This window comes from Leisingera sp. ABM4_103 (genome assembly GCF_056158685.1).
Genome location: NZ_JBSWTU010000005.1, coordinates 1,062,838 through 1,075,235, shown reverse-complemented (window position 1 = coordinate 1,075,235; position 12,398 = coordinate 1,062,838). Strand labels below are relative to the sequence as shown.

Genomic DNA, 12,398 nt, shown 5'->3' with positions numbered 1-12,398 from the left:
CGCAGGGCAGGGGCCTAGAACACTCCCATGCTGAGGCCTGCGCCCATCGCCAGCCCCAGCTCGCGGCAGGTGTCCAGCTCGTCTTCGGGGATCACCTTCTCCGCCAGGATCGCCTCCGGCGTCTGCGCATGGGTGCAGAGGATCAGCGGCGGCTGCACCTCTTTCAGGCGCCAGCCGGTGGCAATCCGCGCGGTCTGGCGGGCGGCGTTCTCTCCGTCCGATCCGGCACAGACCATCTGCGCATAAGGCCGGCCTTCGATCCGGCCCAGCACCGGGTAATAGCAGCGGTCGAAGAATTCCTTCATCATCCCCGACAGCGCCGCCAGGTTCTCCGGCGCGCAGAAGATATAGCCATCCGCCGCCAGCAGATCCTCCGGCCCGGCGTCTTCGGCTTGTTTCAGGATGGTCTCTGTTTCACCGCGCGCGGCCTCATACGCAGCCTCCGCCATCTGGCGGCTGCCGCCGGTGCGGCTGTGGTAAACGATCAAGAGCTGTGCCATCGCTGCCGCCCGCCTGTTTCATCCAGCGGCAGACTACCGGGCGCTGGCAAATTTCTTCAAAGAAATTTGGCCGGAAAATTCGAATTTTCCGGGACCGGGCCTCCGCCCGATCGGCCTCACGCCGCCCGGATCACTCCGCCGCCTTTGCCGCGTCCTTGTAGACGTATTTGCAGTCGCAATAGGGGCATTCCACGAACCCCTCCTCTTCGGGGATCAGCAGATAAACCCGCGGATGCCCCAACGCGCCCTCGCTGCCGTCACAGGCCACCTTGCGGCTCTCAACGATCTTGGTTTCCGGCGCTTCGATGCTCATGGCTGGCAGTCCTTTCGGTTTTCGGCTAGGCGCATTTATGAGCCAAGCAAAAACCGGGGGCAAGAGCGGCAATGACAAGCGATGCAATCCGTATCGAGGCTTTGCGTAAAATCTACGGCGGCTATAAGGGCCAGCCGGAGAAACACGCGCTGAAGGGCGTTGACCTGACGGTGCCGCGCGGCTCGGTCTTTGGCTTGCTGGGTCCGAATGGTGCGGGCAAGTCGACGATGATCAACATCCTGGCCGGGCTGGTGCGCAAGACCTCCGGCAAGGTGACGATCTGGGGCTTTGACCAAGACGAAAACCCCCGCCAGAGCCGCGCCGCCATCGGCGTCATGCCGCAGGAGCTGAACCTCGACCCCTTCTTCACCCCGCGCGGCGCGCTGGAGGTGCAGGCGGGGCTTTACGGCGTGCCCAAGCACGAGCGGCACAGCGACGAAATCCTTCGCATGATCGGGCTGGAGGACAAGGCAGAGGCCTATGCCCGCACGCTTAGCGGCGGTATGCGGCGGCGTCTGCTTCTGGGCAAGGCGCTGGTCCACCGCCCCTCGGTTCTGGTGCTGGACGAGCCGACGGCGGGCGTCGACATCGAGCTGCGCCAGATGCTGTGGGAGAACATCCGCAAGCTGAACGCGCAGGGCATGACCATCATCCTCACCACCCATTACCTGGAGGAGGCCGAGGAGATGTGCGACGAGATCGCCATCATCAACCAGGGCGAGGTGGTCGCACGCGACAGCAAGGCGAGCCTCTTGGGGCGGCTCGATGCCAAGACGATGGTGGTACAGCCGGCAGAGCCTGCCGCGGCGCTGCCGCAGGGCGAGGGGATCGAGGCCGGCCTGCGCGAAGACGGCGCCGTGGTGCTGCGCTACCGCAGCCGCACGACCAGTGCCGAAGAGGTTCTGGCCGCGGTCCGCGCCGCCGGGATCAGCATTCGCGACGTGAAAACCGAAGAGGCGGACCTAGAGGATGTCTTCCTGTCGCTGACGAAAACACAGGCATAATTAACGGCTGTTCCGCCCGGCCGGTAGGCCGGGCCGCGCCCGTCCCGCCCCCCGTCATGCCGGAGGCGCGCTTCCAGCACGATGCGGGCGCTTCGCTTCCACCCCGCCGGGACGGGCGCTGCCCTCAACTTTTTGAGGCCAGCATCACGTTTTCACCCCCGGTCAATCCGCGCCTGATAGCAATTATTGCGCGACGACCGGATGTGGATGTACTCCACCCGCTCATCCTCCAGGATCTTTCCGGCCTGTGCCATCATCTCCGCCTGCGGGATCACGATGCCAGTGCCATAGACGATCCGGTGATCCGCGCTGTAGCCCTTGATCAGGTAATCAGGGGAGCCTTCCAGAACCTCCGGCACCTGCTCGCCCTCATGCCGCTTGCAGTGATCCGCACACAGAAAGACCGGCCCGGTCTCGGCATAGGGCTGCGCCTCAGGAAAGGGGCAGTGGGCCAGGATCAGCATCTCTGCGCCCGCGGGAATGTATTGCAGGCAATGGCGGCAGGGGTTGGCGCCGCCGTCTGACACCGTACGCTCCGGCATCTGGCCATGGGCGTCCGGCCCGCCATCCTGCAGCGCGCGGACAATATCTGTGGGCAGGGCGGTGATTCTGGTCATGGGGTTTCTCCTTTGCTGACAACACCCTGCCTGAACCGCCCCGCCGCAATCGACCCGGATCCTGCGCATCCGGCAGACCGCCGGGGGCGCTCCCGCCCGCCGGGCGGGCATTGAAAATGCCCTGCGGCGGTTGGGCCGGGCGCCGCGCTGGCGCGCGGCGCGGGGGCACGTCGCGGCAGGTGCGTGCGGTGCGACTCCACATGAGAACAAAACGGGAATATCATACGACTCATGTTTGCCGAGTTCGCCTGCCTCTCCAACTTCACCTTCCTCACCGGGGCCTCCCACCCGGAGGAGTACGCGGCCCGTGCGCTGGAGCTGGGGATCGCGGCCATTGCCATTGCCGACGAAAACTCGGTGGCGGGCATCGTGCGCGCCCATGCGGAGTGCCGCGACATCGCCCGCCGGGTGCGCGAGCGGCAGGCCTGGGACCGCCGCAACACCCCCATCGGCCCGCCGCGCCCCGCAGAAATTCCGCAGCCCGCCTCTTTCCCGGTCTATGAAACCGTGCGGCTGATCCCGGCGGCGCGGCTGGTCTTCACCGATGCGCCGGAGGTGATCGCGCTGCCGGTGAACCGCACCGGCTGGGGCAGCCTGACGCGGCTGATCTCCACCGGCCGGCTGCGGGCAGAGAAAGGCAGCTGCATTCTCCACCTCTCAGACCTTTTGGAGTTTGCAGACGGCCTCCACCTGCTCTTGCTGCCGCAGGCGGGACATCTGCCCTGCGGCGCGGGCGGATGGGGGCCGCATATGGACGCGCTGACGCGCCGCTTTGCCGGGCGGATGCACCTGCTGATGACGCCGGCCTATGACGGCGGCGACCGGGCCCGCTTTGCCGCGCTGGCGGAGCTGGCGGAACATCTCAACCTGCCGCCGCTGGCCAGCGCCGCGCCGCGGATGCACCACGGCAGCCGCCGCCGCCTGGGCGACGTGCTGAGCGCCATCCGCCTGCGCTGCAAGGTCGAAGCCCTGGGCCGCGCCGCCATGGCCAATGGCGAGCAGCGCTTGCGGTCCGAGGCCGAGATGCGCCGCCTGTTCCGCGGCCATGAGGACGCGGTGGACAATGCCGCCCGGCTGGCGGACCAGCTCAGCTTCTCGCTGGATGAGCTGCGCTATGACTACCCGGATGAAGGCAGCGAACAGGAAACCCCGCCGCAAAGGCTCAGGCGGCTGGCCGAAGAGGGCCTGCGCTGGCGCTACCCCGGCGGCGCCCCGGACAAGGTGCGCGCGCTGCTGGAGCATGAGCTGGCCCTGATCGCCAAGCTGAAATACGACCCCTATTTCCTGACGGTGCGCGACATCGTCGCCTTTGCCCGCTCCCGCGGCATCCTCTGCCAGGGCCGCGGCTCGGCGGCGAACTCGGTGGTGTGCTACTGCCTCGGCGTCACCTCCGTCAGCCCGGAGCTGGGCACCATGGTGTTCGAGCGCTTCGTCAGTGAGGCCCGCGACGAGCCGCCAGACATCGACGTCGATTTCGAGCACGAGCGGCGCGAGGAGGTGATCCAGTGGATCTATGAGCGTTATGGGCGGGAACGCGCAGGGCTTTGCGCCACGGTGATCCACTACCGCGGCAAGCGCGCCATCCGCGAGGTCGGCCGCGCCATGGGGCTGACCGAGGACACCATCTCGGCCATGTCCTCGCAGCTTTGGGGCTTTTTCAGCACCAAGGGGGTGGAGGCGGAACGGATGCGCGAGATCGGCCTCGACCCGAACAGCCGCCGCCTGCAGCTGACCATGCAGCTGGTGGAGCAGATCATCGGCTTTCCCCGGCATCTGAGCCAGCATGTGGGCGGTTTCATCATCACCCAAGGAAGGCTGGATGAGCTGGTGCCGATCGAGAACGCCACCATGGAGGGCCGCACGGTCATCTGCTGGGACAAGGATGACATCGACACGCTCGGCATCCTCAAGGTCGATGTGCTGTCCTTGGGGATGCTCACCTGCATCCGCAAGGCGTTCGACCTGATGCAGCAGCACCACCAGCTGGATTACAGCCTCGCCACCCTGCCGCCGGAGGATCCGGCGGTCTATACCATGCTGTGCCGGGCCGACAGTATCGGCGTCTTCCAGGTCGAAAGCCGGGCGCAGATGAACTTTTTGCCCAGGATGCGGCCGCGCTGTTTCTATGACCTGGTGATCGAGGTCGCCATCGTCCGCCCCGGCCCGATACAGGGCGACATGGTGCACCCCTATATCCGCCGCAGGAATGGCGAGGAGCCGGTGCATTTCCCCTCCGACGCGCTGGGCGAGGTGCTGGGCAAGACCCTCGGCGTGCCGCTGTTTCAGGAGCAGGCGATGCAGATCGCCATCGTCGGCGCGGGCTTCTCGCCGGAGCAGGCCGACCGGCTGCGGCGGTCCTTGGCGACCTTCAAGAAACACGGCAACGTCAGCGAATTCCGCAGCCTGTTCCTGCGCGGCATGGCGAAGAACGGCTATGATGCGGAGTTCTCCGAACGCTGTTTCTCCCAGATCGAGGGGTTCGGCTCCTACGGGTTTCCCGAAAGCCATGCGGCGAGTTTCGCGCTGCTGGTCTATGCCTCGGCCTGGATCAAGTGCCACCATCCGGGGATCTTTGCCTGCGCGCTGCTGAACGCCCAGCCGATGGGGTTCTACGCGCCCGCCCAGATCGTGCGCGACGCCCGCGCGCATGGGGTCGAGGTGCGCCCGGTCTGCATCAACAATTCCTATTGGGACAACGTGATGGAGCCCGACGGCCACGGCGGCCTGGCGCTGCGGCTGGGGTTCCGGCAGGTGAAAGGCCTGCGCGACGAGGATGCCGCCTGGCTGACCGCGGCGCGCGGCAACGGCTATCACGAGGTGGAGGACGTCTGGCGCAAGGCAGGCATCGCGCCGCCGGTGATCGAACGCCTGGCGGAGGCGGACGCTTTTGCCTCCCTGGGGCTGAACCGGCGGGAAGCCTTATGGGCGGCCAAGGCGATCTCCGCCCGCAAGCCGCTGCCGCTGTTTGCCCGCGAGCTGGACGGCGAGGCGATTTATGAGCCGGAGGCCAGCCTGCCGCAGATGGGGCTGGGCGAGGAGGTGGTGGAGGATTACGTCGCCATGCGGCTGAGCTTGCGGGCGCATCCGGTGGCGCTGATCCGGCATCTGCTGACGCCGCAGGACAGAGACGGCAGCGCGCAGGGCGGGCCGGGGATTTGAGTATTTGGGGAAAGATGAAAGGCGCAGGGCGGGTCTGCGCCTGATCTTGCGCCTGATAACGCCAACTGCGGCAGGAATGGCGGTTCACCCCGGGGCGGCGAGGCGTTAGAAGGCTTGCGAACCTTTCCTTGCCCCGGAGCCTGACCCATGACCGCACCCAAACCCGTTGTCCTGTGCATTCTCGATGGCTGGGGCAGCGGCGAGCCGGGCAAGGCCAACGCGCCTTATCTGGCGCAGACCCCCACGTTTGATGCGATCATGGCCAAGGGGCCGAGCGCGAAGCTGATCACCCATGGGCCGGATGTCGGCTTGCCGACCGGGCAGATGGGCAACTCCGAGGTCGGCCACACCAATATCGGCGCGGGCCGGGTGGTGGCGATGGACCTGGGCCAGATCGACCTGGCGATCGAGGATGGCAGCTTCTTTGAAAACGAGACGCTGCAGGCGTTTATCGCGCGGCTGAAAGAAACCGGCGGGGCCGCGCATCTGATGGGGCTGGTCTCGGACGGCGGGGTGCACGGGCATATCAATCATATCCTGGCGGCGGTGAAAGCGATCACGGACGCCGGGGTGCCGGTCTGGCTGCATGCGATCACCGACGGCCGCGACGTGGCGCCGAAATCGGCGTTTGGCTATTTCCGCGAACTGGAAGAGAAGCTGCCCGAAGGCGCGCGGATTGCCACCGTCACCGGGCGCTATTTCGCGATGGACCGCGACAACCGCTGGGGCCGCGTCAGCGAGGCCTATGATGCGATGATCCATGCCAAGGGGCGGCCTGGGCAGACAGCCCATGGCGCGGTGGACCATGCCTATAACCAGTCGGAAACCGATGAGTTCATCGGCGCCACCGTGCTGGAAGGCTATGAGGGAGTGAAGGACGGCGACGGGTTCTTCTGCCTGAACTTCCGGGCCGACCGGGCGCGGGAGATCTTGCGCGCCATCGGTGAGCCGGGCTTTGCCGAATTCGACACCGGCGAACGCCCCCAGCTGGCGGGCCTCTTGGGCATGGTTGAATATTCCGACGGCCACAATGATTACATGACCACCTGCTATCCCAAGGCGGCCATCGTCAACACGCTGGGCGAATGGGTGGCCAAGCAGGGCAAGCGCCAGTTCCGCCTGGCCGAGACCGAGAAATACCCGCATGTGACCTTCTTCCTCAACGGCGGCAAGGAAGAGCCGGAAGAGGGCGAGGACCGCTATATGCCCAAGTCGCCGAATGTGGCGACCTATGACCTGCAGCCGGAGATGAGCGCACCGGAGGTGACGGAGAAATTCGTCGAGGCGATCGAGGCGGGCTATGACCTCATTGTCACCAACTATGCCAACCCCGACATGGTCGGCCACACCGGTGACATCAAGGCGGCGATGCTGGCCTGCGAGGCGGTGGACCGCGGCCTGGCGCAGGTTGTGGAAGCGCTGGAGAAGGCGGGCGGCGCGATGATCGTCACCGCCGACCACGGCAACTGCGAGGTGATGATCGACCCCGAGACCGGCGGCGCCCACACCGCCCATACGCTGAACCTGGTGCCGGTGGCGCTGGTGGGCGGGCCCGAGGGCGCTCAGCTGCGGGATGGACGGCTGGCCGATCTGGCGCCGACGATCCTGGAGCTGATGGGGCTGGAGAAGCCCGCGGAAATGACCGGGGAGAGCCTGCTGTCATGATCCGGCGCGCGGGCCTGATGCTGCTGGCGCTGCTGGCTGCACCGCTGCCGGCGGCGGCGGACCCGGCAGCCGCCGCGCGCGAGGCCGCGGCGCAGCTGGAGGCCGCCTCGGTTCAATTGCAGGAGGCCGACAGCTCCCGCGACCGGGTGAAGGCGCTGACCGGCACGGTGCAGGCGTTTGAAGCCGGACTGGCGGCGATGCGCGACGGCCTGCGCCGGGTGGCGCGGCGCGAGGCGCAGCTGAGCGCGCAGCTGGCGGCGCGGCAGGAGGAGGTCTCGGGCCTATTGGGGATCATCCAGACCATCGAAACCTCGCCGCCGCCGGTGCTGATGGTGCACCCCTCAGGGCCTCTGGGGGCTGCGCGCTCGGCGATGATGCTGGCGGAGGTGACCCCGGCGCTGCACGCCAAGGCGCAGTCGCTGAAGACGGATCTGGACGAGGTGCAGGCGCTGCGGCTGTTGCAGCAGAATGCGGCCAGGACGCTGGAGGAGGGGCTGGCGGGCGTGCAGTCCGCGCGGGTGCAGCTGTCGACCGCGATTGCCGACCGCACCACTCTGCCCAAGCGGTTCACCGCTGATCCGGTGCGCACCGCGATCCTGATTTCCTCCACCGAGACGCTGTCGGGCTTTGCCGACGGGCTGGCCGAGATCGCCGGCGGCGAAATCGCCGAATCCAGCGCTGACATCAGCGATCTGCGCGGCACCTTGGCGCTGCCGGTCGAAGGGCTGGTGCTGCGCGGTTATGGCCAGCGCGATGCCGCAGGCATTGCCCGCCCGGGCCTGCTGGTCGCCACCCGCCCGCGGGCGCTGGTCACCGCGCCCACTGCCGCCACCATCCGCTACCGCGGGCCGCTTCTGGATCTGGGCAACGTGGTGATTCTGGAGCCGCAGCCGAAAACCCTCTTTGTCCTTTCTGGCCTGGCCGAAGTGTTCGGCGAGGCGGGGCAGGTGATCCCCGAAGGCACCCCCGTCGGGCTGATGAGCGGCGAAAATCCGGGACCGGACGCAATTCTGTCAACAAGCGGTGAAGGGGGTGGAACTGACCGGACAGAAACGCTCTATATAGAAGTGAGAATGGACAACAGCCCGGTGGACCCGGAAACATGGTTCCGCACTGGAAAAGGTGGATGAAGGCTTGATGAAAAAATTTGCGATGGCCGCCGTTGGCGGCACGCTGGCAGGGATTGTCGCCACGACCTATGTTGCAGGCCCCTTGCTGGCGCAGGAAGGCACGCGCGAGGCCAATGTCTATGAGCAGCTTGACCTGTTCGGCGACATCTTCGAGCGCATCCGCGCGCAATATGTCGAGGAGGTCGACGAGAAGGAGCTGATCGAGGCGGCCATCGGCGGGATGCTGACCTCGCTGGATCCGCATTCCAGCTACCTGTCGCCCGATGACGCCAGCCGGATGCGGGTGCAGACCCGCGGCGAGTTCGGCGGCCTGGGCATCGAAGTCACCCAGGAAGAGGGCTTTGTCAAAGTCGTGTCGCCCATCGACGGCACCCCGGCGGATGAGGCCGGGATGGAAGCCGGCGATTTCATCACCCATGTGGACGGCGAAAGCGTGCTGGGCCTGTCGCTGGATGAAGCGGTCAACCTGATGCGCGGGCCGGTCGGCTCTGAGATCGTGATCACCGTGGTGCGCGAAGGCGAGGCGGAGCCGTTCGATGTCTCGATCATCCGCGACACCATCAAGCTGACCGCGGTGCGGGCCCGCACCGAGGGCAACACCGTGGTGATGCGGATCACCACCTTCAACGATCAGACCACGCCGAACCTCGAGGAAAACCTGAAGAAGCAGATCGAGGAAGCCGGCGGCATGGAAAACGTCAACGGCATCGTGCTGGACCTGCGCAACAACCCGGGCGGCCTCTTGACCCAGGCGATCAAGGTGGCCGACAGCTTCCTGGAATCCGGTGAGATCGTCTCCACCCGCGGCCGCAACCCCGAGGACGGCGAACGGTTCAACGCCACCCCGGGCGATCTGGCCGACGGCAAGCCGATTGTGGTGCTGATCAACGGCGGCTCGGCCTCGGCCTCGGAAATCGTGGCGGGCGCGCTGCAGGATCACCGCCGTGCAATTGTTGTGGGCACCAAGTCCTTTGGCAAGGGGTCGGTCCAGACGGTGATGCCGCTCAAGGGCGACGGCGCCATGCGCCTGACCACCGCGCGCTATTACACGCCGTCGGGCCGCTCGATCCAGGCGCTGGGCGTCTCGCCCGACATCGTGGTGCAACAGCCCCGCCGCACTGCCGCGGCTGAGGACGAGGACAGTCCCACACGCCGCTCGCGTTCGGAAGCCGACTTGCGCGGCAGCCTCAACAACGATTCCCTGAGCGAGGATGAGATCCGCCAGATCGAGGAAGAGCGCGAGCAGGCCGAGAAAGCCGCCGAACTGCGCGAGGAGGATTACCAGCTGGCCTATGCCATCGACATCCTGAAGGGGCTGGTGGCGCTGGGCCCGAACTGAGTCTGCCGCAAACACGCAGCACAAAGGGGCCGTCCGGTTGGGCGGCCTTTTTCTTGTCTGCCGCCTGATAGCGGCGGTGTCGTTCCGGGTCGTTTCGGGGTGCCGGATGATAAGGGGGGCGGCGCCGCCGGACAGAGAATGGACAGACCCCTCGGGGCCTGCTCGGACAGGATTTCCTGAACGACCCCCTTTTTATCAGGGCCGGTCTCCGGGTGTCGCGCAGGCAGCCTCACAGATGCCTGCGCCTCGTATCATGGCCCTTGCGCGGGGCCATGGCGGGTGATCTCGATCAGCCGGGAGTGTGGCACAGCGGCGTGAGGATTGCGTGAAGGCAGCGCACGGCGGCGGCGCAACGGCTTGCGGAATGCTCCGCCCCGCCCGGCTTTATCGCAACGTTTTGAAAATCAACGCCCGATCTTCGGCGTACTGAGCGGGCGGGCTGGTCTATGCTCCGGCCATGATGTTTGACCTGCCTGATTCCCGCACGCTCTACCAGGCGCTGCTAGACCGTGACGCCGCATACGAGGGGCGCGCCTATGTTGGCGTCACCTCCACCGGCATCTTCTGCCGGCTGACCTGCCCGGCGCGCAAGCCGAAGTTCGAGAACTGCCGGTTCCATGCCACCCCCGGCGACTGCATCGAAGCGGGGTTCCGCGCTTGCAAGCGCTGCAAGCCGCTGGCCGCGGCGGCCGGCGATGACCCGGTGGTGCAGGACCTGCTGGCCCGGCTGGAGGCGCGGCCTGCCTACCGCTGGGGCGAAGGCGATCTGGTGCGGCTGGGGTTGGATCCCTCCACCGTGCGGCGCGCCTTCAAGCGGCATTTCGGGATGACCTTTCTGGAGATTGCGCGGCAGAGGCGGCTGCGCGAAGGCTTCACCGCGCTGAAGGCGGGGGAGCCGGTGATTGCGGCGCAGATTGATGCGGGGTTCGAAAGCGCCAGCGCCTTCCGCGCAGCCTTTGCCAAGCTGGTGGGGATCGCGCCCGGCGCCTTCCGCAAGGATGCGCTCTTGCTGGCCGACTGGATCGACACGCCGCTGGGCGCGATGATTGCGATCAGCTGCGCCCATCAGCTGCATCTGCTGGAGTTCGCCGACCGCAAGGCGCTGCCGCGCGAGGTGGCCAAGCTGCAGAAGGCGCAGCCCGGGGGGCTGGGCTTTGGCCGCCCGGCACCCACAGAACAGATCGCGGAGGAGCTGCGCCGGTTCTTTGCGGGCGAAGGCGCGGATTTCCGGACCCCGCTGTCGCTGCATGGCACCGGGTTCGAGCGCGAGGTCTGGCGCTATCTGCTGACCATCCCGGCGGGCGAGACCCGCAGCTATTCGCAGATCGCGCGGGAGCTGGGGCGGGCCTCGGCCACGCGGGCGGTGGCGCGGGCCAATGGCGCCAACCAACTGGCGCTGGTGGTGCCCTGCCACCGGGTGCTGTCGGCGGATGGATCGCTGACGGGGTACGGCGGCGGCTTGTGGCGCAAGCAGCGGCTGATCGAGATTGAAACAGGCTATAAACAGAGGATTTCAGCATGACATATTCAGAGCGCGCCGCGGCTTTTGCGGCGCTGCACCAGCCGGGCAACCCGGTGGTGCTTTACAACATCTGGGACGCGGGCAGCGCCAAGGCGGTTGCCGGGGCAGGGGCATCGGCGCTGGCGACCGGCAGTTACCCGGTGGCGGCGGCGCAAGGGTTCCCGGACGGGGAACAGATCCCGCTGGAGTTTGTGCTGGGCAACGCGGAGCGGATCATTGCGGCCACGGACCTGCCGGTGACGATTGATTTCGAGGGCGGCTATGCCAGCGAGCCGGAGCAGCTGACCGCCAATGTGGCGCGGCTGGCCGAAACCGGCGCGGTGGGCCTCAACTTCGAGGATCAGGTTGTCGGCACCGCGGAGCTGTACGGGATCATTGAGCAGGCCCGCCGGGTGACCGCGGTGCGGGCGGCCCATGCGGATATCTTCGTCAATGCCCGCACCGACCTGTTCCTGAAGGAAAAGGATGCCTCCAAGCACGGTGCGCTGCTGTCGGAGGCGCTGGAGCGCGGCGAGGCCTATGCCGAAGCGGGCGCCAACGGGTTCTTTGTCCCGGGGCTGAGCGATCCCGATCTGGTGGCCCGGGTCTGCGAGGCGAGCCCGCTGCCGGTCAATACGATGATGCGCGGCATCACGCTGGAAACCGCGCGGCAGGCCGGTGTGGCGCGGGCCAGCTACGGGCCGATCCCGCACGCCAGGCTGATGCAGGTTCTGGGCGAGCATTTCCAGTCGCTGGAGTAAGCGGGCTTACATCGTCTCCAGGCAGTGGCGGCGGAACGCGCGCTTGAGCATGTCCAGCTCGGCGCGCAGCAGTTCGACTTCGGCACGCAGGTCGTCGGAGACGGCTTCGCCCGCAATCAGGGTGAAATCGCCCAGGCGGGTGCTGCCGGCAGCGTCGAAGATAACGAAGGTCTGCACCCCGTCAGCCACGGCCTCTGCCGGGATGGGCACCGAGATGGTCCATTCACCGCCCCTTTGGCCCTCGGTCAGCTGGACGTCCTGAACCGGCTGATCCTGGAACATCACGGTGATGTCCGGCTTGGCGCCGCTGGCGGGGGCGTTGCCGATCTGGCCCTCCCATACGCCATTGCGGAAGCGGATTTTGGTCAGTGTCAGGGTGCTCATGTCCGGGTGCTCATGGGGCAGGGTT

11 protein-coding genes are annotated in these 12,398 nt (G+C 66.9%); 7 read left to right on the top strand and 4 right to left on the bottom strand.

Translation table 11 applies throughout. The features are described from left to right. Positions 1-14: 14 nt before the first annotated feature. On the bottom strand, positions 15-500 hold the full coding sequence (locus ACXAED_RS06750; RefSeq protein ID WP_475048061.1) for a flavodoxin family protein: 486 nt from the start codon (positions 498-500) through the stop codon (positions 15-17). 130 nt (positions 501-630) lie between these two features. Then, positions 631-813 (bottom strand): zinc-finger domain-containing protein, encoded by a 183-nt coding sequence (locus ACXAED_RS06745; RefSeq protein WP_421055269.1) that lies wholly within the window; start codon positions 811-813, stop codon positions 631-633. Between the two features lie 71 nt (positions 814-884). On the opposite strand from ACXAED_RS06745, the gene ACXAED_RS06740 reads away from it, so the two are divergent. Continuing rightward, complete coding sequence (locus tag ACXAED_RS06740; protein ID WP_475048058.1) at positions 885-1,817, top strand: ABC transporter ATP-binding protein; 933 nt, start codon at positions 885-887, stop codon at positions 1,815-1,817. Positions 1,818-1,969: 152 nt separating this feature from the next. On the opposite strand, the gene ACXAED_RS06735 is transcribed toward ACXAED_RS06740, so the two are convergent. After that, a complete protein-coding gene (locus ACXAED_RS06735) occupies positions 1,970-2,434 on the bottom strand; it encodes a DUF1203 domain-containing protein (protein ID WP_475048055.1) in 465 nt (154 codons plus the stop codon). 231 nt (positions 2,435-2,665) lie between these two features. On the opposite strand from ACXAED_RS06735, the gene ACXAED_RS06730 reads away from it, so the two are divergent. The 6 genes from ACXAED_RS06730 to ACXAED_RS06705 all read left to right on the top strand — a co-directional run bounded on the left by ACXAED_RS06730 (position 2,666) and on the right by ACXAED_RS06705 (position 11,989). Continuing rightward, positions 2,666-5,593 carry an error-prone DNA polymerase gene (locus ACXAED_RS06730; protein ID WP_475048052.1) on the top strand — a complete coding sequence of 976 codons (2,928 nt, stop codon included), beginning with the start codon at positions 2,666-2,668 and terminating at the stop codon, positions 5,591-5,593. A gap of 147 nt (positions 5,594-5,740) precedes the next feature. Beyond that, the gene (gene gpmI / locus ACXAED_RS06725; RefSeq protein WP_475048049.1) at positions 5,741-7,258 is read left to right on the top strand and encodes a 2,3-bisphosphoglycerate-independent phosphoglycerate mutase; all 1,518 of its coding nucleotides are present in this window, start codon (positions 5,741-5,743) and stop codon (positions 7,256-7,258) included. Further along, positions 7,255-8,388, top strand: a complete 1,134-nt coding sequence (locus ACXAED_RS06720) for a murein hydrolase activator EnvC family protein (protein ID WP_475048046.1) — start codon at positions 7,255-7,257, stop codon at positions 8,386-8,388. Before gpmI ends, ACXAED_RS06720 begins: the two co-directional genes overlap by 4 nt. 7 nt (positions 8,389-8,395) lie before the next feature. Next, positions 8,396-9,727, top strand: coding sequence for a S41 family peptidase (locus ACXAED_RS06715; RefSeq protein WP_475048044.1), 1,332 nt, complete (start codon positions 8,396-8,398; stop codon positions 9,725-9,727). A 457-nt stretch (positions 9,728-10,184) separates the two neighbouring features. Next, positions 10,185-11,249 carry a bifunctional transcriptional activator/DNA repair enzyme AdaA gene (locus ACXAED_RS06710; RefSeq protein ID WP_475048041.1) on the top strand — a complete coding sequence of 355 codons (1,065 nt, stop codon included), beginning with the start codon at positions 10,185-10,187 and terminating at the stop codon, positions 11,247-11,249. After that, on the top strand, positions 11,246-11,989 hold the full coding sequence (locus ACXAED_RS06705) for an isocitrate lyase/PEP mutase family protein (protein ID WP_475048038.1): 744 nt from the start codon (positions 11,246-11,248) through the stop codon (positions 11,987-11,989). The genes ACXAED_RS06710 and ACXAED_RS06705 overlap by 4 nt, the downstream gene beginning before the upstream one ends. A 6-nt stretch (positions 11,990-11,995) precedes the next feature. On the opposite strand, the gene ACXAED_RS06700 is transcribed toward ACXAED_RS06705, so the two are convergent. Next, a complete protein-coding gene (locus ACXAED_RS06700) occupies positions 11,996-12,373 on the bottom strand; it encodes a hypothetical protein (RefSeq protein WP_475048035.1) in 378 nt (125 codons plus the stop codon). Positions 12,374-12,398 lie beyond the last annotated feature (25 nt).

What these genes read in the sequence shown, in the direction of transcription:
- ACXAED_RS06705 (WP_475048038.1), top strand. Translation starts at nt 11,246, where the DNA reads ATGACATATTCAGAGCGCGCCGCGGCTTTTGCGGCGCTGCACCAGCCG.
- ACXAED_RS06740 (WP_475048058.1), top strand. Translation starts at nt 885, where the DNA reads ATGACAAGCGATGCAATCCGTATCGAGGCTTTGCGTAAAATCTACGGC.
- ACXAED_RS06750 (WP_475048061.1), bottom strand. Translation starts at nt 500, where the DNA reads ATGGCACAGCTCTTGATCGTTTACCACAGCCGCACCGGCGGCAGCCGC.
- gpmI (WP_475048049.1), top strand. Translation starts at nt 5,741, where the DNA reads ATGACCGCACCCAAACCCGTTGTCCTGTGCATTCTCGATGGCTGGGGC.
- ACXAED_RS06720 (WP_475048046.1), top strand. Translation starts at nt 7,255, where the DNA reads ATGATCCGGCGCGCGGGCCTGATGCTGCTGGCGCTGCTGGCTGCACCG.
- ACXAED_RS06745 (WP_421055269.1), bottom strand. Translation starts at nt 813, where the DNA reads ATGAGCATCGAAGCGCCGGAAACCAAGATCGTTGAGAGCCGCAAGGTG.
- ACXAED_RS06710 (WP_475048041.1), top strand. Translation starts at nt 10,185, where the DNA reads ATGATGTTTGACCTGCCTGATTCCCGCACGCTCTACCAGGCGCTGCTA.
- ACXAED_RS06700 (WP_475048035.1), bottom strand. Translation starts at nt 12,373, where the DNA reads ATGAGCACCCTGACACTGACCAAAATCCGCTTCCGCAATGGCGTATGG.
- ACXAED_RS06735 (WP_475048055.1), bottom strand. Translation starts at nt 2,434, where the DNA reads ATGACCAGAATCACCGCCCTGCCCACAGATATTGTCCGCGCGCTGCAG.
- ACXAED_RS06730 (WP_475048052.1), top strand. Translation starts at nt 2,666, where the DNA reads ATGTTTGCCGAGTTCGCCTGCCTCTCCAACTTCACCTTCCTCACCGGG.
- ACXAED_RS06715 (WP_475048044.1), top strand. Translation starts at nt 8,396, where the DNA reads ATGAAAAAATTTGCGATGGCCGCCGTTGGCGGCACGCTGGCAGGGATT.